At 37.7% G+C, this 23775-nt stretch carries 24 protein-coding genes; all 24 read left to right on the top strand.

Annotation, left to right across the window (positions count from 1 at the left end; translation table 11 throughout):
* The first annotated feature begins 6 nt into the window (after window positions 1–6).
* Window positions 7–282, top strand: coding sequence for an RNase P modulator RnpM (gene rnpM / locus LJD61_RS00120; protein ID WP_255225471.1), 276 nt, complete (start codon window positions 7–9; stop codon window positions 280–282).
* Window positions 269–580, top strand: a complete 312-nt coding sequence (locus tag LJD61_RS00115; RefSeq protein WP_255225470.1) for a L7Ae/L30e/S12e/Gadd45 family ribosomal protein — start codon at window positions 269–271, stop codon at window positions 578–580. Before rnpM ends, LJD61_RS00115 begins: the two co-directional genes overlap by 14 nt.
* Before the next feature lie 26 nt (window positions 581–606).
* Complete coding sequence (gene infB / locus LJD61_RS00110; RefSeq protein ID WP_255225469.1) at window positions 607–2796, top strand: translation initiation factor IF-2; 2190 nt, start codon at window positions 607–609, stop codon at window positions 2794–2796.
* 26 nt (window positions 2797–2822) lie between these two features.
* Window positions 2823–3176 (top strand): 30S ribosome-binding factor RbfA, encoded by a 354-nt coding sequence (gene rbfA / locus LJD61_RS00105; RefSeq protein WP_255225986.1) that lies wholly within the window; start codon window positions 2823–2825, stop codon window positions 3174–3176.
* Window positions 3177–3178: 2 nt separating this feature from the next.
* Window positions 3179–4138: a DHH family phosphoesterase gene (locus tag LJD61_RS00100; protein WP_255225468.1), complete on the top strand. Its 960-nt coding sequence runs from the start codon at window positions 3179–3181 to the stop codon at window positions 4136–4138.
* A 2-nt stretch (window positions 4139–4140) separates the two neighbouring features.
* Complete coding sequence (gene truB, locus LJD61_RS00095) at window positions 4141–5052, top strand: tRNA pseudouridine(55) synthase TruB (protein ID WP_255225467.1); 912 nt, start codon at window positions 4141–4143, stop codon at window positions 5050–5052.
* A gap of 16 nt (window positions 5053–5068) precedes the next feature.
* Entirely contained in the window at window positions 5069–5980 is a 912-nt protein-coding gene (locus LJD61_RS00090) for a bifunctional riboflavin kinase/FAD synthetase (RefSeq protein ID WP_255225466.1), read from the top strand.
* Window positions 5981–6111: 131 nt separating this feature from the next.
* Complete coding sequence (rpsO, locus tag LJD61_RS00085) at window positions 6112–6381, top strand: 30S ribosomal protein S15 (RefSeq protein WP_255225465.1); 270 nt, start codon at window positions 6112–6114, stop codon at window positions 6379–6381.
* A gap of 102 nt (window positions 6382–6483) precedes the next feature.
* Window positions 6484–8610 (top strand): polyribonucleotide nucleotidyltransferase, encoded by a 2127-nt coding sequence (locus LJD61_RS00080; RefSeq protein ID WP_255225464.1) that lies wholly within the window; start codon window positions 6484–6486, stop codon window positions 8608–8610.
* Window positions 8611–8703: 93 nt separating this feature from the next.
* A complete protein-coding gene (locus LJD61_RS00075) occupies window positions 8704–9405 on the top strand; it encodes a polysaccharide deacetylase family protein (RefSeq protein ID WP_255225463.1) in 702 nt (233 codons plus the stop codon).
* 135 nt (window positions 9406–9540) lie between these two features.
* Complete coding sequence (locus LJD61_RS00070) at window positions 9541–10791, top strand: M16 family metallopeptidase (protein ID WP_255225462.1); 1251 nt, start codon at window positions 9541–9543, stop codon at window positions 10789–10791.
* Between the two features lie 4 nt (window positions 10792–10795).
* The gene (gene dut, locus LJD61_RS00065; RefSeq protein ID WP_255225461.1) at window positions 10796–11251 is read left to right on the top strand and encodes a dUTP diphosphatase; all 456 of its coding nucleotides are present in this window, start codon (window positions 10796–10798) and stop codon (window positions 11249–11251) included.
* Between the two features lie 80 nt (window positions 11252–11331).
* The gene (locus LJD61_RS00060) at window positions 11332–11580 is read left to right on the top strand and encodes a YlmC/YmxH family sporulation protein (protein ID WP_255225460.1); all 249 of its coding nucleotides are present in this window, start codon (window positions 11332–11334) and stop codon (window positions 11578–11580) included.
* Window positions 11581–11788: 208 nt separating this feature from the next.
* Window positions 11789–12244 (top strand): IS200/IS605 family transposase, encoded by a 456-nt coding sequence (gene tnpA, locus LJD61_RS00055; RefSeq protein WP_255225459.1) that lies wholly within the window; start codon window positions 11789–11791, stop codon window positions 12242–12244.
* Between the two features lie 337 nt (window positions 12245–12581).
* Window positions 12582–13442 (top strand): dipicolinate synthase subunit DpsA, encoded by an 861-nt coding sequence (locus LJD61_RS00050; protein ID WP_255225458.1) that lies wholly within the window; start codon window positions 12582–12584, stop codon window positions 13440–13442.
* Window positions 13443–13478: 36 nt separating this feature from the next.
* Window positions 13479–14069, top strand: a complete 591-nt coding sequence (locus tag LJD61_RS00045; RefSeq protein WP_255225457.1) for a dipicolinate synthase subunit B — start codon at window positions 13479–13481, stop codon at window positions 14067–14069.
* Window positions 14070–14088: 19 nt separating this feature from the next.
* Window positions 14089–15318, top strand: coding sequence for an aspartate kinase (dapG, locus tag LJD61_RS00040; RefSeq protein ID WP_255225456.1), 1230 nt, complete (start codon window positions 14089–14091; stop codon window positions 15316–15318).
* Between the two features lie 111 nt (window positions 15319–15429).
* Entirely contained in the window at window positions 15430–16134 is a 705-nt protein-coding gene (locus LJD61_RS00035) for a ClpP family protease (protein ID WP_255225455.1), read from the top strand.
* A gap of 98 nt (window positions 16135–16232) precedes the next feature.
* Window positions 16233–18440, top strand: coding sequence for an FtsK/SpoIIIE family DNA translocase (locus LJD61_RS00030; RefSeq protein ID WP_255225454.1), 2208 nt, complete (start codon window positions 16233–16235; stop codon window positions 18438–18440).
* Between the two features lie 495 nt (window positions 18441–18935).
* Window positions 18936–20267 (top strand): 30S ribosomal protein S12 methylthiotransferase RimO, encoded by a 1332-nt coding sequence (gene rimO / locus LJD61_RS00025; protein ID WP_255225453.1) that lies wholly within the window; start codon window positions 18936–18938, stop codon window positions 20265–20267.
* Window positions 20251–20793, top strand: a complete 543-nt coding sequence (gene pgsA / locus LJD61_RS00020; protein WP_255225452.1) for a CDP-diacylglycerol--glycerol-3-phosphate 3-phosphatidyltransferase — start codon at window positions 20251–20253, stop codon at window positions 20791–20793. The genes rimO and pgsA overlap by 17 nt, the downstream gene beginning before the upstream one ends.
* A 12-nt stretch (window positions 20794–20805) precedes the next feature.
* The gene (locus tag LJD61_RS00015; protein WP_255225451.1) at window positions 20806–22050 is read left to right on the top strand and encodes a competence/damage-inducible protein A; all 1245 of its coding nucleotides are present in this window, start codon (window positions 20806–20808) and stop codon (window positions 22048–22050) included.
* 159 nt (window positions 22051–22209) lie between these two features.
* A complete protein-coding gene (gene recA, locus LJD61_RS00010; RefSeq protein ID WP_255225450.1) occupies window positions 22210–23250 on the top strand; it encodes a recombinase RecA in 1041 nt (346 codons plus the stop codon).
* 67 nt (window positions 23251–23317) lie between these two features.
* The gene (locus tag LJD61_RS00005; RefSeq protein ID WP_255225449.1) at window positions 23318–23773 is read left to right on the top strand and encodes a regulatory protein RecX; all 456 of its coding nucleotides are present in this window, start codon (window positions 23318–23320) and stop codon (window positions 23771–23773) included.
* Window positions 23774–23775: the final 2 nt, after the last annotated feature.

Here is a 23775-nt window from a genome sequence, read left to right as displayed (position 1 = left end):
GATTTAATGCTGAAAAAGAAAATTCCTATGAGAAAATGCTTAGGCTGCAACGAGATGAAGCCAAAGAAAGAGATGATTCGTATAGTTAGAAGCCCGGAAGGAAATATAAATATGGATCTGAAGGGGAAAGCATCAGGGCGGGGCTGCTATATATGCCCTAACATAGAATGCCTGGACAGTGCGATAAAAACAAAACGGATAGAAAGTGCATTGGAGACAAAGATGAATGATGAATTAATTTATGTTCTGAGGGAGCAGATACAGGAGAATGGAAAACCGTAAAAAAGTACAATCAATGATAGGGATGGCATATAAAGCAGGCAGAGTTATTTCTGGCGAAGATCCGGTGAGATTCGCCTTAAAGAAGAATAATATCAAACTCCTGATAATAGCGGAGGATGCTTCCGAGAATACAAAAAAGCGGTTTATTAATTCTGCAGTTTATTACCATATTCCATATTTTATTTATATGACCAAAGAGGAACTAAGCACAAGTTTAGGTCAAAAAATCAGATCTATAGCCGGTATAACAGACAAGGGATTTTCAGATTACTTAATTAGCCTGCTGAATAAGGATTAGTAATAATATAGCTGGGGGTGAACTGTTTGAGTAAGAAAAGATTGTACGAATTAGCCAAGGAATTGGGATTATCGAGTAAAGAGCTAATAAACAAAGCAAGAGAAGCAAATATTAATATTAACAATCATATGAGTAATATAGAAAGCGATGAGGAAAAAGCTATTAGAGAATTATTTATTAAGAAAAACGACAAAAAAACTGATAACAAAGTGAATGTGACGGTTGATAACAAACAAAAAACAGCATTAAATAAATCTTCTTTAATATCCAAGGAGCAGAACAAGGATACTGCTATTGAAGATTACGATGGTGATTTCAATAAAAAAGAAGAATCAAAAAAGATTAAAAAAGCAGTGCCTGCTAAAAAACCTGATAAACCAGTGAAAAGAGGCAATTTTAGAAACGATAGAAAAAGGGGAAGGCCAATGCCATCCCAACCTGTTAAAGAAGAGCCTTCAGGACCTAAAAAACCCATAAAGGTAGGAAATAGTATATCCGTTAAAGATTTAAGCGAAAAAACAGGTAAAACTGTTGCTGAGATAATTAAAAAATTATTGCTTCTTGGAATTGTAGCCACAATAAATCAAGAATTAGATTACGATACAGCTGCTCTTATAGCCGGTGAATTTGGAATCTCCATAGAAAAGGCCGTGGATAAAGATGATGAAGAACTGCTTTTAAATGATACTGAAGATAAAGAAGAAGACTTAAAGCCTAGACCGCCTGTCGTGACTATAATGGGTCATGTAGATCATGGGAAAACCTCTCTACTAGATGCTGTAAGACAGACTAATGTAATAGCCACTGAGGCAGGAGGTATCACACAGCATATCGGTGCCTATACTGTAAATATCGAAGGTAAAAAGATAGCTTTCTTGGATACACCAGGCCATGAAGCTTTTACAGCTATGAGAGCCAGAGGAGCTAAGGTCACGGATATTGCTATATTAGTGGTTGCGGCGGATGATGGGGTCATGCCCCAAACAATCGAAGCTATAAACCATGCTAAGGCTGCCAACGTAACAATCATAGTAGCCATAAATAAAATCGATAAACCAGGAGCAAACCCAGACCGAGTGAAACAGGAACTTACTGAACACGGCCTGCTAGCAGAAGACTGGGGTGGAGATACAATCTGTGTTCCTGTTTCTGCAAAAAAGAAAATAGGGATAGAAAATCTTTTAGAGATGGTTTTATTGGTTGCAGAAATGCAAGAGCTAAAAGCTAACCCCAATAGAAAAGCAAAGGGAACAGTTATAGAGGCAAAACTGGATAAAAGCAGAGGCCCAATTGCCACAGTTCTTGTGCAAAATGGTACGCTAAATGTTGGTGACTTCTTCATAGTGGGCACTACTTACGGTAAAGTAAGAACTATGACCGATGACAAGGGCAAGGCAGTAAAAAAGGCCGGGCCGTCAACACCTGTGGAAATAACCGGCTTATCGGAAGTGCCTGATGCAGGTGACATATTTATAATAGTTGCTGATGAGAAAGTAGCAAGGCAAATATCAGATAAGAGAAAAGAAAAATATAGACAGGAGCATTTGCAAAGCAACCAGAGGATCTCTTTGGATGACTTATTCAGCCAAATCCAGGCAGGTAAGGTCAAGGAGCTTAATCTTATAGTAAAGGCAGATGTTCAAGGTTCTGTGGAAGCTTTGAAACAGTCCTTGGAAAGATTGAGCAATGACGAAGTCAAAATAAAGGCTATACATGGTGGAGTTGGAGCCATTACGGAGACAGATGTAATGTTTGCTTCCGCTTCTAATGCAATAATCATCGGCTTCAATGTAAGGCCTCAAGCCGCTGCAGTTACTTTATCTGAGAAAGACAAAGTTGATATAAGGCTTTACAGGGTTATATATGATGCTATCGAAGATATAGAATCTGCTATGAAAGGAATGCTAGAGCCTGAATACAAGGAAGTTGTACTGGGACACGCCGAAGTCAGAGCAATTTTTAAGGCGTCAAGCATAGGAACCATAGCAGGCTGTTATGTAACTGACGGAAAAATAAACAGGAATAATGAAGTCAGGGTAGTAAGGGATGGAGTAGTAATCCATGAAGGTAAAATTTCTTCACTAAAAAGATTTAAGGATGATGCCAAGGAAGTAAACACTGGATTCGAGTGCGGAATAAGCTTGGATAAGTTTAATGACATAAAAGAAGGCGATGTCATAGAAAGCTTTACAATGGAAGCTGTGCCAAGAAAATAGATAAAGCAGGTGATTCATATATGTCTGTGCAAAGATTAAATCGAATTTCCGAGGAACTGAAAAAGGAAATAAGCCGTATTATTATGAATGAGCTCAAGGACCCTAGAATTTCAGCCATGTGCAGTATTGTTTCCGTGGAAACCACTCCTGATTTAAAATACGCTAAAGTATATGTAAGCATATTTGGAAATAATGAGGAGAAGGAAAACACCCTAAAGGGATTAAAAAATGCAAGCGGCTTTATAAGAAAGAAATTGGGTGATGCGATAAAGATAAGATATCTGCCTGAGATACATTTTGCTTTGGATGAATCTATAGAGCATGGGGCTAGAATAGCTCAAATTCTTAATGAGATTAATAAGAAGGAAGAAGGAGAGTAGAGTTGATAAATCCTGCAGTAATAAAGCTTATTGGGGATAGCAGAAATATTGCGATACTATCCCACATAATGCCTGATGGAGACAATATAGGCTCTTCCCTTGCATTATACAATGCCCTTAGCAAAATAGGCAAAAATGCGGTGTTCATATTGGATGATGATGTGCCCGAAGTCTATAAATTTCTTAAAGGCTCTAAAAAAATTGAAAAGCCCGATAATGATCATAAATTTGATCTGGTGATTGTATTGGACTGCGGTGATGCAGGAAGGCTTGGCAGAAGTTCAAGGTATCTGGAAGGGACAAAGGTGATCAATATAGATCATCATTTGAGCAACTCCAATTTCGGTCTTTATAACATTGTTGATACAAATGCGGCTGCAACCGGTGAAATAATATATAGGCTCATCAACCGGCTTGAGATTGCTTTGGACAAGGATATATGTGAATGTATATATACCGGTATTGTTACTGATACGGGTCAATTTCAATATAGCAATACTACCGATTTAACACATGAAATAGCGGCAGACCTGGTAAGGTACGGTGCTGAGCCTTGGAAGCTGTACAGAGCCATATATCAAAACAATTCAAAGCCTAAAATGAGGCTTATAGGTGAAGCAATCAACAGCTTAGAATTTCATTTTCAAAGCAAGATTGCCTCTATGATCATCAGAAAAGAAGTTTTTCAATTAATTGGAGCAAAAGACGAAGATGCAGATGGGATTATAAATTTTGCAAGGGATATAAATGGAGTAGAAGTGGCTTTATTATTCAAAGAGGCTGAGGATGGCAGGGTGAAAATCGGTTTTAGATCAAAGGATTTCATAAATGTAAGCGAGATCGCTCAGGAATTTGGCGGCGGCGGACACAAAAGAGCAGCAGGCGCTACAGTCGCCGGAGCGGTGGAAAACATAAAAGAAAAAGTTATTGAATCGGTGATAAAAGCCTTTTCGGTGGTGTAGATATGAATGGCATTATTAATGTTCTTAAACCCCCAGGGATGACTTCTCATGATGTGGTTTATTTTATTAGAAGAGTAACAGGGATTAAAAAAGTTGGCCACACGGGAACTTTGGATCCGGAGGCGGCGGGAGTTTTACCTATTTGCATCGGTAAATCAACAAAAGTTGTCCAATATCTTTCCGAAAGAAATAAGAAATATCGGACAAGTATCAAATTTGGCATCACTACAGAAACTCAAGATAAATATGGCAAAATAATTGAGCAAGTATCCGTGCCGGATATAGATGTGATGACTGTAAACGGATTGATTGACGGCTTTAAAGGCAAAATTCTGCAAACTCCCCCTATGTATTCTGCTATAAAATATAAAGGCAAAAAGTTGTACCAATACGCTTTGGAAGGCGAGACGGTAGAGGTAAAAAGCAGGCCAATAGAAATATTCGATATCAGTCTTGTTGATAAAACAGACAGGGATGAGTTTATATTAGATGTGTCTTGTTCAAAAGGAACTTATATTAGAACCTTGTGCAATGATATTGGAGAAAAATCAGGCTATGGAGCCCATATGGCACAACTGATAAGGCTAGAATCATCGCCGTTTTGCATAGAAGATTCCGTCACACTTGAAGACATCCAGCTTGCAGCGAATAACAATGCCTTTCAGAATTTGCTGTGCGCACCTGACTTCCTTTTTTCTGATTTAAACAAAATTACTATCAAGAAGTCAGCGGAGAAATCTGCGATAAACGGTAATCCGATATTCTCTGCAGGAGTAGAAGATGATATTGATATATACAAAGCCGGATCTATGATCAGGTTATATATAGAGGGTAAGTTTATTGCTCTGGGCATAATAGCACATGATGATACTAATGATAGAAATTTTATTAAAATCAAAACCTTATTTACCTAACTAAGAGGAGATGTGCATGTTAGTTTATACAGATTATAAAAAAGCAAGAGAAAATGCTCCATATTGTATAGCTCTCGGCAGTTTCGACGGAGTGCATTTAGGACATCAAAAACTGATTGAAACCGTAGCAAATAAAAGCAATGAATTAGATTGCAAAAGCATGGTTTATACCTTTCTTGAGCATCCGAAAAAAATACTGGTACCTGATTACTCTCCTGAAATGATTACTGAAAACGGTCGAAGAGTTGAGGTAATGAAGAGCTTAGGTCTTGACGCTGTTTATTTCGAAAGATTTCAAAATGTAATGAAAATGGATGCGGAAGCATTTATAAAAAATATTTTGGTATCTGAATTTCATGTCAAATGTGCTGTTGCCGGATATAACTTCAGCTTTGGCCAAAAAAAGTACGGAAATGCAGACAGTTTGAAAGAGTATGGGAAACGCTATGGATTTGAGGTGTTTATAGTAGATGCTGTAACTGTAAAAGGAGATGTAGTTTCCAGCAGTCTTATTAGAGAACGGATAAAAAACGGCATTGTGGATGATGTAAAGGATTATCTTGGCCGCCATTTCAGTATCGACGGCAATGTAATACATGGCAGGAAGAATGGAGAGAAAATAGGCATCAGAACAGCAAATCTAGAGGTCAATCATGATATGGTGCTTCCTAAATCAGGCGTATATTTGACTGATACTATTGTTGATAATAGGACATATAAGAGTGTGACCAATATCGGATCCAACCCTACTTTTAACGGCAAAGGTGTAAACATAGAAACACATATTATTGATTTCCACGGAGATTTATATGGAAGTAAAATAGAAGTAGTATTCTTAAAAAGGAAGAGAGAAGAAAGGGCTTTTGGCAGTACAACAGAATTAAAAGCTCAAATTATGGATGACATAAAGAACAGGCTGGAGCTGTAATGATGAAATTCTCTTTACATACGGCGATAGCTGTGATAAAATTTATGTGTTAAAGATTAGACCATTTGCCAGGTGTTCCGATTCACCAACGGTGTGCTTAGCAAATGGCGTAAAATATAGGAGGTGAAAATATGGCATTATCAAAAGAGCTTAAAGATGATATAATAAAGAAGTATCAGCTAAAAGATGGAGATACAGGATCTCCGGAGGTTCAGATCGCTTTGCTTACCGAAAGAATAAATACACTAAATGAGCATTTAAAGGTAAACAAAAAGGATCACCACTCAAGAAGAGGACTTCTAAAGATGGTAGGTCAAAGAAGAGGCTTGCTCAATTATTTAATGTCTAAGGATATTGAGAGGTACAGGACTATAATCGGTAAGCTTGATATAAGAAGATAGCATTTGTTAGTTCTTAAATAATGAGCGGTAAATCCGCTCATTATTTGTGTTTTTAAAATCTAAAGAAGGAAATAATACATTACATATAGAAGTATTCATTTCATGAAAGGAGGTAATAAATTGGAAACATTCAATATGGAGCTGGGAGGCAGAAATCTGTCCATAGAAATTGGCAGAGTTGCCCAGCTGGCTGACGGAGCGGTGGTTGTAAGATACGGTGATACTATGGTGCTTGTAACTGCATGCGCCTCTGATAAGCCAAAAGAAGGAATTGATTTTTTCCCTTTAAGTGTAGACTATGAAGAAAGACTATATGCCGTAGGCAAAATACCCGGAGGATTCATAAAGAGAGAGGGCAAACCTACAGAAAAAGCAGTTTTATCCTCAAGATTGATTGACAGACCGATCAGGCCTTTATTCCCCAAGGGGTATAGAAATGACGTTCAGGTAATAGCAACTGTTTTATCCGTAGACCAGGATAATTTGCCGGAAATTGCAGCGATGATAGGTTCATCCGCCGCATTGTCAATCTCTACCATCCCATTTATGGGACCTACGGGTTCGGTATTGGTTGGGCTGATAGACGGCAAATTTATTTTGAATCCTACTGCCGAGCAGAGGGAAAAGAGTGATATGCATCTGGTCGTTTCTGGAACCAAGGATGCAGTTATGATGGTGGAGGCAGGCTGTAATGAAGTCCCTGAAGATGTTATGCTGGAAGCTATTATGTTCGCTCATGACAATATTAAAAAAATAGTAGCGTTTATTGAAGAGATTGTCGTCAAGGTAGGAAAAGAAAAGAAAGAGGTAATTCTCGCAACTATTGATGAAGAACTGGAAAAGGAAGTAAGGGAATTCGCTGAAGAAAAAATGCTGGATGCTATCAGGACCGTCGATAAACAGGAAAGACAAACAAATATGGATGAGGTGAACGAAGATACTCTTTTATATTTTGCCGAGAAATATGAGGAAAATATAAAAGATGTTGAAGCTGTTCTATACAATATAACCAAAGAGCAGGTCCGAAACCTTATCGTAAACCATAAAGTACGACCTGATGATAGGAAATTGGATGAAATCAGACCTATATCAGTAGAAGTAGGAATATTGCCCAGAGTTCATGGCTCAGGCCTTTTTACAAGAGGTCAGACTCAGGTATTAACAGTTGCCACCTTAGGAGCTTTAGGAGATGTACAGGTTTTAGACGGTCTTGGTGACGAAGAGTCCAAAAGATACATGCACCATTATAACTTCCCTCCCTTTAGTGTTGGCGAAACCAGATTTTTGAGGGGGCCGGGAAGGAGAGAGATAGGTCATGGTGCTTTGGCTGAAAGAGCATTGGAACCAATGATTCCCTCTATCGATGACTTCCCTTATACCATAAGGTTGGTATCTGAAGTATTGAGCTCAAACGGCTCGACCTCCCAAGCAAGCGTATGCGGAAGCACTTTGGCGCTTTTGGATGCAGGAGTGCCCATTAAGAAGCCTGTCGCAGGCGTAGCCATGGGCTTGATAAAAGAAGATGAAGAAGTATCAATTTTGACTGACATTCAAGGGCTGGAAGATTTTCTTGGAGATATGGACTTTAAAGTTGCCGGAACAAAGGATGGCATTACTGCTATACAAATGGATATAAAAATTGCAGGCATAGATAGGTCTATCCTGGAAAAAGCACTTGAACAGGCCAGGTTAGGAAGGCTGTTTATATTAGACAAAATGATTAGTGTGATCAGCACACCAAGACCTGAATTGTCACCCTATGCGCCTAAAATAATCATCACCAGAGTCGATCCTGATAAGATCAGAGATATAATTGGACCTGGAGGAAAGACGATCAACAAAATCATTGCTGAAACAAATGTCAAAATAGACATTGAAGATGATGGCAAGGTCTATATATCCGCAATCGATGCCAAGGATGGCCAGATGGCGTTAAAGATAATTGAAGGCTTAACAAAAGAAGTCACAGAAGGTGAAATATATTTAGGCAAAGTCGTAAGAATAATGACATTCGGAGCTTTTGTTGAAATACTTCCGGGCAAGGAAGGATTAGTTCATATCTCTAAGCTGGATAAAAAGCGGGTAGAAAAGGTAGAGGATGTTGTAAGTGTAGGTGACGAAATACTTGTAAAGGTCACTGAAATAGATAAGCAAGGCAGAATAAACCTTTCACGCAAAGATGCAATAACTGATGACGAAGAAAAAAGCCCATCTTCTGAAAATAAATAGAAGAAACATAAACCATGGTTTATGTTTCTTTTTTTCGTATTTTATGCCTCTCTATAGAATATTAATAATTAAAGATATTCTAGGAGGGTTTTTATGAGGATAATAATGCTAAAAAGGAAAACTATAATGATAACGGGGATTATTCTTATTTTATTATGCCTTCTGCTTGTTTATATGAACCGGATAAGTGTGAATACATTTAAGCTCTTTGAGCCCATATACAAAGGAAATGAAAGCGAAAGAAAAGTAGCTTTTGCATGCAATGTGGTCTGGGGAAATGAATATTTGCCGGATATGCTCAGTGAATTTAAAAAGAATAATATTAAAATTTCGTTCTTCATCGGCGGAGATTGGGCCGATAAAAACAAGGAATTGCTTATGAGAATTTATGAGGATAACCATGAGATAGGAAATCATGGTTATAACCATTTAAAGCATACTCAGATAAGTGAAGAAAAAAATAAAGAAGAAATAATAAAAACTGAAGAAGTTATCAATAATATAACCGGAGCAAAAACAAAGCTGTTTGCTCCTCCTTACGGGGATTTAAACAAGAAGGTTGCACAAATAGCAGAGAGTCTTGATTACAAGGTCGTAATGTGGAGCGTGGACACCATTGATTGGAATACTAAGGATTACACTCAAGTGTTGGAAAGGGTAGATAAGAAGGTTCATAATGGGGCAATAATATTGATGCACCCTACTGAATCTACGGTAAAAGCTCTTCCAATAATGATAAATAATCTAAAGAATAGGAATTATGAGATTGTAACCGTAAGCGAAGTATTAAACTAATGCCAATTGAAAATTTTTGAGATATCCTTTATAATGCATAGGAAAGTATAAATTTTTTAATATAATGAATGCTAAAATGCTTCCAATGGAAGCCTTACTTATAATGAAATGAATTATTCACATAGGAGGTAAAAAATGTACATAAGGCATAATTTAAATAACGGCGTTAGAATTGTAGCGGAAGAAATCAAATATGTTAACTCTGTTTCTTTGGGCATCTGGGTTAAAGCCGGTTCAAGGAATGAGAATATTAACAACAATGGTGTATCTCATTTTATTGAGCATATGCTGTTCAAAGGTACCAAAACCAGGAATGCGAAGGAAATAGCCAGTGCAATAGATAAGATAGGCGGCCAGTTGAATGCTTTTACCGCTAAAGAATGCACTTGTTTCTATGCCAAAGTTTTGGATACTCATTTTGATATAGCCTTGGATATACTCTCAGATATGTTTTTTAATTCGGCTTTTTCAGAAAAGGAAATTGAAAAAGAAAAAGGCGTGGTTTTAGAAGAAATAAGCATGTATGAGGATTCTCCTGAAGATTTAGTACATGATATATTTACCCAATCTGTCTGGAGTGATAATCCTTTAGGGATGCCTATACTTGGAACCGAGGATACTTTGAAGGGACTCGGAAGGAATGACATAATCAATTATTTTGACAAAAATTATACACCTGAAAATCTGGTTATTTCGGTTGTTGGCAATTTTGAAGAAAAGTATGTGATACAACAAATAGAGAGAGTTTTTTCTGGTTATAACCCAGCGAAGACAGCCAGGGAGAATGCTCCGAAACCGGTATTTGCACCTAAGCATAATCATAAAAAAAAGGATACGGAGCAGGCACATCTTTGCATGGGCTTTAATGGTATAGAGCTGGGAAATAAATATACATATCCTCTGCTGGTTATGAACAATATCTTTGGGGGAGCGATGAGTTCAAGGCTTTTTCAAAAAATCCGTGAAGAAAAGGGCCTGGCTTATTCGGTATTTTCTTATCCTTCATCCTATACGGATTGCGGGATACTATCCATATATGCAGGTATGAAGCCTAATCAGCTGGATTATGTTATGGAGCTCATCCAGGAAGAAATTAAAGAAATCAAAAAGAACGGCATTACCGAAGATGAGTTATATGATTCAAAAGAGCAAATAAAAGGAAGCTATATTCTCGGACTTGAAAGTACAAGCGGCAGGATGATTTCTATCGGAAAATCCGAGCTGCTCCTTGATAAAATATATTCTCCAAAGGAGATCACAGATTTTATTGATGCTGTGACAATGGATGATATTAACCATGTTATAGACCTTATTTTCAATACTGATGAAATGGGTGTTGCAATTATCGGACCGAATAAGAACAACACGGTGAGGCAGGGCAGGTAATGATATGGATATAGAAATAAAAATCAAAAGAATAGAAAAAGATTTTGCTTGGGATTTTATTTTGCCCGATTATGCTACAACCGGTTCGGCCGGTATGGATTTACGCGCTTGTATTAAGGAACCTGTTGTAATTGAATCAAATAGTATAAAGAGCATTCCGACAGGGATAGCCATACATATAGCCGATAAAAGCGTAGGTGGCTTTGTTTTTCCGAGGAGCGGCTTAGCTGCAAAGCATGGTATCTCCCTGATCAACTCTGTTGGTGTTATTGACTCTGATTACACCGGAGAGATAATATGCCCCATTATTAATCATAGTTCAAAGGATTATATAGTAAACCCCGGTGACAGGATTGCGCAGATCGTTTTCATGCCGATTTATACTGCTCACTTTGTAATGGCCGATGTATTGGAAGATACTATGAGAGGACCAGGTGGATTTGGCTCTACCGGCAAATAAGAGGAATATATTGCTGCACAATAATCATATAATAATTAAGACAAGCAACTGAGATTAATAATGTGTAGAGGTGGAGTATAATGAGGTTAAGCAAGCTATACGGGAAAGAAATTGTTACACTTCCGGATTGCGAAAGACTTGGTTATTTAGGGGATTGTGATATGCTGATAGATAGTGAGACGGGAAAGATTAAATCATTAATAATCCCGGAAAGCAAAGGTTTTTTTTCGTTTTTTATAGACAAGAGATATTTGGAAATTCCATGGGAAAGGATAAAAAAAGTAGGAAGCGATATGATAATAATAGATTTGGCGGATATATTAAATTGATCTGTTGTGTTCAATCAAATTTGAAACTAATGCGGGATTCCATGGAATTCCGCATTAGTTTTTTCTTATGGACTTTAGTCTGTTGAGCCTGCGAAACAATAAACCACCCGCTATGCGGGTGCGCGACAGAAGTTATACAAAAAAATCACCTTTCCGTTATAATAGAGTTGTTCAAGCTACTATGATAACGAAAGGAAAGGTGATTTTAATGGCAAACAAAGAAAATAGTTTGGCCCATACTAAGTGGATGTGTAAATATCATATTGTATTCACTCCCAAGTATAGACGAAAAATAATATATAATCAATACAAAGAAAGTATACGGGATATTCTAAAGCAGCTATGCAATTATAAGGGAGTAGAAATTATAGAAGGACACCTTATGCCAGATCATATACACATGTTAGTGAGTATACCACCGAAAATGAGTATATCGAGCTTTATGGGGTATCTAAAAGGAAAAAGTGCCCTAATGATATTTGATAAACATGCAAACTTAAAATATAAGTATGGGAATAGACACTTCTGGGCAGAAGGTTATTATGTGAGCACAGTAGGACTAAATGAAGCAACAATAAGGAAATACATACAAGAGCAGGAGAAACATGACATAATGGTAGACAAATTAAGTGTAAAAGAATACGAAGACCCCTTCAAGGGGTAGCAAGTAGTACGTTCGTCCCTTTAGGGGCGGCAAAAGTGGCAATGGCGTAGTAGCTTGAACAAAGTGAAAGCCAGCGTCTTTAGGCGCTGGCCGGTAACAGAGGCTTATAGCCTCAGAGCAAACTACCCGTTTTACGGGTAGTTATTGATTCACATATGTAAGTCAGAAAACATAATATATAATAGTTGATTTTGCTGCAATAGCTTTAATTCAATCTTTTGTCCTGACTGATATAATAGTGCATTAATGGACTAAAGTAGCCCTAAGACCCAAAAGGAATACATTCACCTTGAGCTCTGAGTTCTGAGCTCTGAGTTCTTTTAATGGAGGGAGCGGCGTGATTATTGAGAAAAACGATAAAATAATGATCCTTGGCGGTGATGAAAGGATCGAAGAATTAATAAAATTATATCAGAGAGAAGGCTATATAATATCGACATATGGCCATGAAAATTTGCAATTAGAAGGCGTAAGAGAGTATGAAACCATAAAAGAAGGAATAGAAGAAAACAACATTATAATAGGCCCTATTCCATTTAACTGGGGAGACAAAGTAAATATGAAGCTTTCTGGAAAAGCAGCCTTTACAGAAAGCTTCATAAATCTCTTAAGCCCAGATAAGAAGCTTATATTAGGCGCTCCGGATTTATATTTTACCGATCTGGCACAGAAGAAAAAACTGGCTTATTTAGACTATAACAAGGATGAATGCTTTCAAATATTCAACGCCGCAGCAACTGCTGAAGGCACTATATCAATAATAATAAATGAAAGGAATACAACTATTTATAACAGCAGCATCTTAGTAATAGGCTATGGACGCATTGGAAAAGTGTTGGCCGGTTATTTAAAAGCATTTAATCCTGATCTATATGTAGCTGCCAGAAAGAGTACAGATGTAGCCTGGATTGATCTGAACGGGTGCAAAGGCTTGAAGACGGATGAGATAGATAAAGTCATAAGAGATATGGACATCATTATAAATACAGTGCCTGCGTTAATCATCCCTGAGATGTTAGTTGATGCAGTGAAAAAGGATGCTTTAATTATTGATCTAGCTTCGAAACCAGGTGGCTTAGATCATAGCTATGCTATTGGAAAAGGGATTAAAATCATCCATGCTTTAGGCTTGCCGGGCAAAATATCTCCCAAGTCAGCTGCTAAAATTATATTTGATACCATATTTATTTTGCACTGAAAGCAGGTTTAATTTATAATATAGAGGAGGTCACTCATGAAAGTCGAGGGTTTGAATATTGGCTTTGGGATCACAGGCTCGTTTTGTACATTTAGCAAAATAACAGATGAGATACAGAAGATGATAGATGAAAAGGCAAATGTAATTCCAATTTTTTCACTGAATGCCTCTACTATGGATACCAGATTTGGAAAAGCAGAAGATTGGATTGGCAAAATTGAAAAGATTACAGGCAATAAAAGCATTTTGACCGTACAAGATGCAGAACCTATAGGGCCGAATAGCATTTTGGATATACTTGTTATAGCTCCCTGCACGGGTAATACTATTGCCAAGCTGGCAAACGCCATAACTGATACGCCCCTATTGATGGCTGCCAAGGCTCATCTAAGGGGGATGAAGCCTGTTGTAATTGGAATATCTACAAATGATGGACTAGGGATGAATGCAAAAAATTTAGGGATTTTATTAAATACCAAGTATTATTATTTTGTTCCATTCGGACAAGACAGTCCCTATGTAAAATGCAATTCTTTGATTGCCAGAATGGATATGATACTTCCAACTGTTGAAATGGCGATTGAGGGAAAGCAAATTCAACCCTTAATAGTTCAAAACATATTTTAGTTAAAGGTGAGAGGATATTATGAGACTTATCGTACAAAAATTCGGTGGAACCTCAGTTGCAGATCAAGAGAGAAGAAATATGGTTGTAAACAAGATCGAATTTGCAAAGAAAAAAGATTATTATCCCGTGGTAGTAGTCTCAGCCATAGGACGAAACGGAGATCCATATGCAACTGATACCCTGATTAATTTAGCAAAATCCGTAGGGATAGAGCCCAACCCCAGAGAAATGGATTTGCTTATGTCCTGCGGAGAAGTAATATCTTGTGTTGTTTTAGCCAATACATTAAAAAAGATGGGCTATGAATGCAAAGTTCTAACCGGAGGGCAAGCAGGAATAATAACTGATGAAAACTATGGAGATGCAGAAGTCTTAAAAGTAGAGCCGTCAAATATTTTAGATTGCATTGAAAAAAATATTATACCTATTATCGCTGGGTTTCAAGGAATAACAGAAGAAGGTAACATTACAACCTTAGGAAGAGGCGGAAGTGATGTAACAGCATCAATAATTGGGGAGGCCATCAATGCAGAAATAATTGAAATATATACTGATGTAGATGGAGTTATGACTGCAGACCCTGCTATTGTACCAGATGCCAAGGTAATGGATACTGTATTTTACAATGAGATCTTTCAAATGGCTGAGTATGGAGCCAAGGTTATACATCCCAGAGCTGTCGAGATAGCTATGAGAAGCAATATCCCGCTTCTTATAAAAAGCACATTGACAGAAAATACAGGGACGTTAATAACTAATTATGATAAATCCAGAAGGTATAGATATGATAAAAACGATCAGCTTATCACAGCAATAGCTCAAATTGGAAATAGAACTCAATTTAGGATTAGATTTGATGGCTCCGCTGATCAATATGAAAAGGATACTTTATTGTTTAATATAATCGCAGCTGAAAATATAAGCATAGATATGATAAATATATATTCAGATCTCAAGGTCTTTATTGTAGACAGCGTAAATGGACCTAAATTAGAGAATATATTGAAATCTCAAGGATATAGCTTTACAGCCATACCAAATTGCACTAAAGTTACAATAATAGGCAACAAAATGAGAGGCATGCCGGGGGTTATGGCTAAAATGATAGAGGGATTAAGTGAAAGCAATATTGATATACTTCAAACCTCGGATTCACATACAACCATATCCTGCCTTATAAAGAGTGAAAATACCAGCGCTGCTGTAAATGCTCTTCACAGAAAATTTGAATTGGGTAAAACTAAATGATTATGAGCAAAAGTCTTGCTGCATTGACTGAGCAGTAAGACTTTTGATTTTGCATACTAAAAGCTTAAATGGCAAAAATATATTAAACATCAAATTTAGGAGTGAAGAGCATTGTATAACGGATACTTTAACGGGCAGAACTCCGAAGAGGATGAAAAGAAGGATGAAAATAAGCCGGTTGAAACATTAAAAGAACTGGGAGAGGTGAAAGTACCTGAATTCAAAAGCAATATCTACGTTATGACCATAATAGGCCAGATAGAAGGGCACATAATGCTGCCTCCCCAGAATAAAGCCACAAAATATGAGCATATCATACCCCAAATAGTTGCAGTTGAAGAAAGCAATGAGATAGAAGGATTGCTTCTTATACTTAATACGGTTGGGGGTGATGTAGAAGCAGGCTTAGCGATTGCAGAGCTAATAAACACCATGAGCAAGCCTACTGTCTCAATAGTGTTGGGCGGAGGCCACAGCATAGGAGTGCCTTTAGCCGTATCAACCGATTATTCCTACATAGCTCCTACGGCAACTATGACCATACACCCAATAAGAATGAACGGCCTGATTATCGGAGTTCCGCAAACCTATGATTATTTCAATAAAATGCAAGAAAGGATAATAAGCTTTGTAACAGATCATAGCAATATAAAGAAGCCTACTCTAAAAAAGCTTATGTTTACAACAAGTGAATTGGCCAATGATGTAGGGACGGTCTTAGTGGGCAAGGAAGCGGTGGAATATGGATTGATCGATGAAGTCGGCGGATTGAAGGACGCTTTGGAAAAGCTGAGGAGTATAATAAAAAATAAATAAAGATTAAATGCAATTATAAAATATTTTATAGTTGCATTTGACTTTTAAACTAAAGGATTTTTACTATTTATGTAGAATTAAATTTTGGGGTGATATTATTGGCAAAAAAGAAAAAAACAACAAGATTAAAATTTGATATAGCAGGAGTTCTCTCTATACTTGCAGCAGTTTATATCTATATATGCATATTTGATAGAAATTCCGGCTTGGCAGGAGGATATATCAAAAAAATATTATTTGGAATATTTGGTATAGGCTCATATTTTTTTCCTCTTTTGATACTCATTTTTGGTGTCGCGGCTTTCTATCTTAAGGACAAGATGAAATTGAATATAAAGTTCTATTCGTTTTGTCTGGCATTTATTACTCTTTTGATGCTTTTATATTTGATCAATATAAAGCTATTTCAAGAGGCAGCTCTTGATTATATAGAAAGCATTATAGCAGCTTATGAATTAGGTACTCAAAGCATAGGCGGCGGAATAATCGGAACGGCTCTAGGCTATATTATGGTTAAAGTTTTCGGCACTACCGGAACTTCTATTGTAATAGTAGGCTTGTTTATCATATCATTGATAATGTTTACCGGCATTACAGCCGCTTCATCATTAAGTTTTATGAAATCCTTTATCATGAAAGCATTTTCATCACTGAACCCAAAGAAAATACTTGACAAAAAACCTATACAGGTTGTTGGAGAAGATAAGGCAGTAATAGAGACGGCTGTAGATTCTGCTGATAGAGAAGAGGCTATTGATACCAAAAAGGTAAAGATCATAGATTTCAGCAAAGAATTTGATAATAATTTTCAGCCTAAACCCAGGGAAGCGGAGGTCAAATCCCATCCGGATTGTACAAAGGAAAAACTGACACCAAACAATCTTCAGCATTTTCCCCATTACAATCTTCCGAGCGCCACCTTATTGTTCCCTCCTCAAGAAAGTAAGGGGGGAAATATGAAAAAGGAGATAATGAATAATATTAAAACCTTGGATGAAACACTAAAGAACTTTAATGTAGACGCGACAGTTTCACAAGTCAGTGTTGGGCCTTCTATTACCAGGTATGAGCTCCAGCTTAGCCCCGGGGTTAAGGTCAGCAAAATTGTCAACCTGTCAGATGATATTTCCTTAAGCATGGCCTCACAGGGCATAAGGATTGAAGCCCCCATTCCGGGCAAGGCAGCTGTTGGAATTGAAGTTCCTAACAAGGAGATCACTACAGTATATATCAGAGAGGTAATAGAATCCGAAGAATTCAGGAACAACAAATCCAATATCGCTTTTGCATTGGGAAGGGATGTAGCAGGAATAAATATTGTGGCAGATATAACAAAGATGCCTCATCTGCTGATAGCAGGAGCTACAGGCGCAGGCAAGAGTGTCTGCATCAACACCATTATTGCAAGCATATTATTCAAAGCTGCGCCGGATAAGGTCAAGATGCTTTTGATAGACCCTAAGGTAGTGGAGTTAAGCGTATACAACGGCATACCGCATCTTCTGGTGCCTGTTGTCACTGATCCCAAAAAAGCTGCAGGAGCGCTAAACTGGGCTGTTTCCGAAATGACTGAAAGGTATAAGAGCTTTGCATCTAAAAATGTGCGGGATATAAATGGTTATAACAGATTATTTCAAGAAGAAGCAGATAAGCTGCCTCAGATTGTTATCATAATAGACGAGCTGTCGGATCTGATGATGGTGGCTCCCGGTGATGTAGAAGATGCCATATGCAGACTTGCGCAAATGGCCAGAGCGGCTGGCATACATCTCGTTGTAGCTACTCAAAGGCCTTCGGTAGATGTAATAACAGGGCTTATCAAGGCTAATATCCCTTCAAGGATATCATTTGCAGTATCCTCCCAGATAGACTCCAGAACCATACTTGACATGGGCGGAGCAGAGAAGCTGCTGGGGAAGGGAGATATGCTGTATTATCCTGTTGGAGAATCAAAGCCTATAAGAGTACAAGGTGCATTCATCTCGGATAAAGAAGTGGAATCAATAGTTGACTATATCAAGGGACAAGTTGCCCCGGCTTACGTTGAGGGCATAATAAATGACTTTGATGATGATAAAGAAGAAGAGGACGGAGATGCGGATGAGCTTCTTAAAGATGCAATAAGCATGGTGGTCGAGAGCGGCCAGGCATCCATACTCATGCTTCAGCGGCGCTTAAAAATCGGATACAGCAGAGCAGCAAGGATAATAGATCAGATGGAGGAACGTCGAATAGTAGGAGGATATGAAGGAAGCAAGCCAAGAAAAGTACTTATAAGCAAAGAACAGTGGCGAGATATGCAGTAGTAATCAGTCGATATTTGACGCAATAAAGATCACTCGAGAGAAAAATATCGTTAATTATATTAAATAGATGTATATGCCTTAATTTGCGCCAAAATCATTACCCGGGAAATTTTTAAAACAAATTTGATTCCACCGCAATAACTGTTGTATTGACTGATATAAGAGTGCAGCACTGAACTAACTCGCCCTAAGACCCACACCGCTATAAGCGGCGTGTGCCTAAGGGCGGCTAAGTCCAGTATGGATTCGACTAACATTCAGTGGAGTTGAAACCCCACTGAATGAAGTCTCGTTCAATGTGCAGGGGCTTAGAGTTTGTTAGTTTTGACGCAACCCTATGCAAGCTTACAAACTCTTAGCCCCGGAGCTCTGCAATCGTTATCAATCAATACAGCAGAACTGATGGAAATGAGTTTTTGCAGCAAATTATATTTTGACTAACAATCATTGCTGTATTATACTTTACATAGTTGAATTAAGGAGAGATGTTTATAAATGTATGTTGCGATGGTGTCATTAGGCTGTGCAAAAAATCTGATAGATTCTGAAGTGATGATAAATATTTTAAAGAATGATAAATATGAGGTTATTGCCGACCCTGATTTAGCTGATGTAATAATCATTAACACATGTGGTTTTATTGAAAAAGCTAAACAAGAGTCTATAGATACAATAATACAGATGGGTCAATATAAAGAATATGGTAAATGCAAGGTGCTAATTGCAGCAGGCTGCCTATCTGAAAGATACAAGGATGAATTATTGGACGAGATGCCTGAGCTTGATGCTGTTATAGGAACCGGAGATTATAAATCTATATCGGAAGTGATTGAACAAACATTGAAAGGCAGAAAAATATCCATGCATGGCAATCAAGAAAAAGTTGACATAGATACACTGGATAGATATGTTTCTACAGAAAGGCATACTGCATATTTAAAGATAGCGGAAGGATGCGACAATAGGTGTACTTATTGCATCATACCGTCACTCAGAGGCAAATATAGGAGCAGGAAGCTTGAAGAAATTATAAATGAAGCTGAAGCACTTGCTTCAAACGGAACCAAGGAATTAATAATAATAGCCCAGGATACATCCGTTTATGGAAAAGATCTATATGGAAAGCTTATGCTGCCGATACTCCTAAAGGAGCTTGCAAAAATTAAAGGGGTGGAATGGATACGGTTGATGTATGCATATCCCGATGAATTTAACGATGAGCTTGTTGAGGTCATGGCCCAAGAGGAAAAAATATGCAGATATATCGACATACCGATTCAGCATGGGAGCAACAAAATACTTAAGCTGATGGGAAGGCACACAACTAAGGAGAAAATTCTTGAGCTCATATCTAAATTAAGGAAAGCGATGCCGGACATAACTATACGTACAACTTTTATTGTAGGTTTTCCGGGAGAAGACGAAGAAAGCTTTGAAGAATTAGCTGATTTTATAAAAAGTACAGAATTCGATAAAATGGGAGTTTTCACTTACTCAAGAGAAGAGGATACTCCCGCTTATAATTTGCCCTATCAAGTTGAGGAAGATATAAAGCAAAAAAGGCAGGATATCCTTATGTCTTTGCAAATGGATATTTCGCTGAAGAAGAATAGAAGCTATGTAGGAAAAACACTTAAAGTTCTGGTAGAAGGCTTTGAAGATGGCCGATATATAGGCAGGTCATATAGGGATGCGCCGGAGATTGATGGCTTGATATTTTTTACATCGGATAATGATGTCAAAATGGGTAGCTTTGTTGATGTATTAATAACCGATGCTGCTGACTATGATTTATTAGGGGAGAACGCATATGAACATAGCAAATAAAATAACAGTTTTAAGAATAATATTGATACCGGTTTTTATGCTGTTTATGCTGATTGATATTCCATATAACATGGAGATAGCCCTTGTTATTTTTTTAATAGCATCACTTACAGACAAACTGGACGGGTATTACGCAAGGAAATATAACTTGATAACTGATTTAGGAAAGTTTTTAGATCCATTAGCCGATAAGCTCCTTGTTTCGGGTGCTTTTCTTATATTCATTCAATTGGGCAGAATACAAGCATGGATTGTTTTTATAATATTAGCAAGAGAATTTGCTGTTACCGGTCTCCGGGGCATAGCTGCCAATAAAAATATTGTAATAGCCGCCAGTAATTTAGGCAAATTTAAAACTGTAATACAAATCATTACTATTGTAATGCTATTTTTGAACAATTATCCCTTTAGCCTTATAAATATCCCTATGGATATAGTCTTTATATATCTTTCTTTATTTATTACTGTTGCATCGGGAGCAGACTATTTTGCAAAGCATATAAAAGCCATGGAACATAATGTGTGAGAGGTAGTAAAAATGAAATGTGAAATAATTGCAGTAGGCACTGAACTGCTGTTAGGCGATATTGTTAATACCAATGCCCAATATATATCGCAAAGATTACCAGATTTAGGAATAGACGTATATTACCAAGTTGTTGTAGGAGATAATTTAGGAAGATTGATAGAAACAATAAAGCTGGCAGGAAGCAGGTCTGATATTATAATCACCACAGGCGGTTTAGGGCCTACGGATGATGATATCACAAAATTGGGCTTATCAAAAGCTTTAGGAGTAGAAATGAGATTGGATAAGCCATCACTTGAAAGGATCAGGGAGCAGTTTAAAAGATATAAAACTGCTATGCCCATAATAAATGAAAGGCAGGCATATGTGCCGGATGGGAGCAAAGCAATAGAAAACGACAATGGCACTGCGCCGGGAACCATAGGGGAATATGACAATAAAATTTATATTGCACTTCCCGGACCTCCCAAAGAGATGATCCCCATGTTCGAAGAAAAGGTAGTACCGTTTCTAAAAAATAAATCGGATCATATTATTAAATCTCATACTTTGAAAGTAATAGGCATAGGAGAACCCGCTATTCAGGAATGCCTTGGAAAAATAATAACAGAACAAACAAACCCAACAGTCGCACTATATGCAAAAGACGGAGAGGTTCAAATAAGGATAACTGCGAAAACACAGGACCCTTATTTAGCAGATAAAAAAATAGAAGACATCGAAAGCCGGATACGTAATATCCTTGGTGCAGATATTTATGGACGCGATGAAGATACTCTTGAGTCAATGGTTAATCAATTGCTTCGAGAAAGGAAAAAAACTATAGCTTTTGCCGAGTCTTGCACAGGAGGTCTGATTTCCAGCAGATTTACCGACATACCTGATTCATCGGTTAGTTTCCTTAATGGAGTAGTATCTTATAGCAATGAAGCTAAAATTAATATGCTCGGTGTAAATAGGGAGACCATAAATAAGTATGGTGCTGTTAGCATGGAGACGGCAATGGAGATGGCATCAGGAATTAAAAAAATTTCCAATACCGATATCGGTATGTCTATAACAGGAATAGCAGGACCGGCAGGCGGCAGCGAGACAAAACCTGTTGGTTTGTGCTTTATTGGAATTGCTCTTGATAGCGGGGTAGAAAGCTATTCTTATATTTTTAGCGGAAACAGATTGAAGATCAAATGGCAGGCCAGCACAAAGGTCCTGGATATTCTTCGCAGAGCAATATTAGGTCTGGATATCAAATAAATTGTACTGACTGATAAACCGGAGCTTTGCAATTGTTATCAGCCAGTATAACATAAATATGTTACTTATTAATTGACTTATATTAGAAATTAATATATAATTATATAAGAACAAATGTTCGCATAGAAGGAGGTGTAGCAGGCTAGCCTGCGATCGCTTATGAATGATAAGAAGAAGGCTCTGGAAGCTGCTATAAGTCAAGTTGAAAAACAATTTGGCAAAGGTTCAATCATGAAATTAGGAGAAAATACTAAGCTGAATCTGGAGTGCATATCTACAGGCTCCTTAGACTTAGATATTGCCCTTGGAATTGGCGGAGTGCCAAGGGGGCGAGTTGTAGAAATATTTGGGCCGGAATCTTCAGGAAAGACTACAGTAGCTTTGCATATTATAGCTGAAGCCCAAAAGAATGGCGGTGATGCGGCCTTTATTGATGCAGAACACGCACTGGATCCTATTTATGCAAAAAAACTTGGTGTGGATATAGATAATCTGATAGTATCACAGCCTGATACAGGTGAGCAAGCTTTAGAAATTTGCGAAACTTTGGTTAGAAGCGGTGCTATCGATGTAGTAGTAATAGATTCGGTTGCCGCATTGGTACCTAAAGCTGAAATTGATGGTGATATGGGTGATGCACATGTAGGTCTGCAGGCCAGATTGATGTCACAGGCTTTAAGAAAATTAGCCGGCGCTATTAACAAGTCCAAGACAACGGCAATTTTTATTAACCAGCTGAGAGAAAAGGTTGGAGTAATGTTTGGAAACCCGGAAACTACACCCGGTGGAAAAGCTCTGAAATTTTATGCCTCTGTTAGGATGGATGTGAGAAGGGTTGAAACGATCAAACAGGGTAATGACATGGTAGGCAGCAGAACCCGGGTAAAGGTGGTAAAGAATAAGGTTGCACCTCCCTTTAGACAAGCAGAATTTGATATCATGTATGGAGAAGGCATTTCAAAGGAGGGCAGCATTTTGGATGTGGCAGTTAACAATGATATAATTCAGAAAAGCGGCGCTTGGTACTCTTACGGTGACATCAGACTCGGCCAAGGCAGGGAAAATGCTAGGCAATATCTGAAGGATAATCCGGAAGTTACTGGAGAAATCGAAGCAAAAGTCAGAGAGGCCAATAACTTGGGATTGACAAAGATTAAAGTATCTTCTTCAGAAGATGAACCTGCAACAACAGAAGATTAAACAAATATTATATTAGCGCATATGGGAAAGCCAATGCGCTAATAATTTATTTTTGCGGAGGAATATCATGGACTTTAACAAAGCCTATAATTACTGTATAAGACTCCTATCGATCGGAGATAGGACTTCGCACCAAATAGTGCAAAAATTAAAACAAAAAAATTATTCAGACGATGTAATCAATGAAATCATAAGTAAGTTAAAAGATTATGGGTACATTAATGATGTGAAATATGCAGAAAGATGGATTAAAGACAAGTCAAGCCAACCTGGGATGAGCAAGAAATCCATGTACTACAAATTAATACAAAAAGGATTGGATAAAGAGCTTTTGGATCATATATTTGGTGAGATATCTATAAATGATTACGATACCGCTTTGGCCTCTGCACAAAAAAAGCTTAAATCATTAAAAGGCGACTCAAAAGCAAATAAGGTTAAGCTTTTTTCATATCTCGCAGGCAAAGGATATAGTGCCGATACTTGTAATAAGGTGATCGCTGAATTGTTACATGAAGACTAAAT

Origin of the sequence: Lutispora saccharofermentans (assembly GCF_024363565.1) — a bacterium.
GTDB lineage: Bacteria > Bacillota > Clostridia > Lutisporales > Lutisporaceae > Lutispora > Lutispora saccharofermentans.
The sequence above is the reverse complement of the archived record's forward strand: the minus strand, read 5'-3'. Positions and strand labels throughout refer to the sequence as shown.

Coding starts and splice junctions, on each gene's coding strand:
- pgsA (WP_255225452.1), top strand. CDS start 20,251: ATGAACATAGCAAATAAAATAACAGTTTTAAGAATAATATTGATACCG.
- dut (WP_255225461.1), top strand. CDS start 10,796: ATGGATATAGAAATAAAAATCAAAAGAATAGAAAAAGATTTTGCTTGG.
- LJD61_RS00015 (WP_255225451.1), top strand. CDS start 20,806: ATGAAATGTGAAATAATTGCAGTAGGCACTGAACTGCTGTTAGGCGAT.
- recA (WP_255225450.1), top strand. CDS start 22,210: ATGAATGATAAGAAGAAGGCTCTGGAAGCTGCTATAAGTCAAGTTGAA.
- rpsO (WP_255225465.1), top strand. CDS start 6,112: ATGGCATTATCAAAAGAGCTTAAAGATGATATAATAAAGAAGTATCAG.
- LJD61_RS00115 (WP_255225470.1), top strand. CDS start 269: ATGGAAAACCGTAAAAAAGTACAATCAATGATAGGGATGGCATATAAA.
- rimO (WP_255225453.1), top strand. CDS start 18,936: ATGTATGTTGCGATGGTGTCATTAGGCTGTGCAAAAAATCTGATAGAT.
- LJD61_RS00005 (WP_255225449.1), top strand. CDS start 23,318: ATGGACTTTAACAAAGCCTATAATTACTGTATAAGACTCCTATCGATC.
- truB (WP_255225467.1), top strand. CDS start 4,141: ATGAATGGCATTATTAATGTTCTTAAACCCCCAGGGATGACTTCTCAT.
- rnpM (WP_255225471.1), top strand. CDS start 7: ATGCTGAAAAAGAAAATTCCTATGAGAAAATGCTTAGGCTGCAACGAG.
- tnpA (WP_255225459.1), top strand. CDS start 11,789: ATGGCAAACAAAGAAAATAGTTTGGCCCATACTAAGTGGATGTGTAAA.
- LJD61_RS00060 (WP_255225460.1), top strand. CDS start 11,332: ATGAGGTTAAGCAAGCTATACGGGAAAGAAATTGTTACACTTCCGGAT.
- LJD61_RS00045 (WP_255225457.1), top strand. CDS start 13,479: ATGAAAGTCGAGGGTTTGAATATTGGCTTTGGGATCACAGGCTCGTTT.
- dapG (WP_255225456.1), top strand. CDS start 14,089: ATGAGACTTATCGTACAAAAATTCGGTGGAACCTCAGTTGCAGATCAA.
- LJD61_RS00075 (WP_255225463.1), top strand. CDS start 8,704: ATGAGGATAATAATGCTAAAAAGGAAAACTATAATGATAACGGGGATT.
- LJD61_RS00090 (WP_255225466.1), top strand. CDS start 5,069: ATGTTAGTTTATACAGATTATAAAAAAGCAAGAGAAAATGCTCCATAT.
- LJD61_RS00080 (WP_255225464.1), top strand. CDS start 6,484: ATGAAAGGAGGTAATAAATTGGAAACATTCAATATGGAGCTGGGAGGC.
- LJD61_RS00070 (WP_255225462.1), top strand. CDS start 9,541: ATGTACATAAGGCATAATTTAAATAACGGCGTTAGAATTGTAGCGGAA.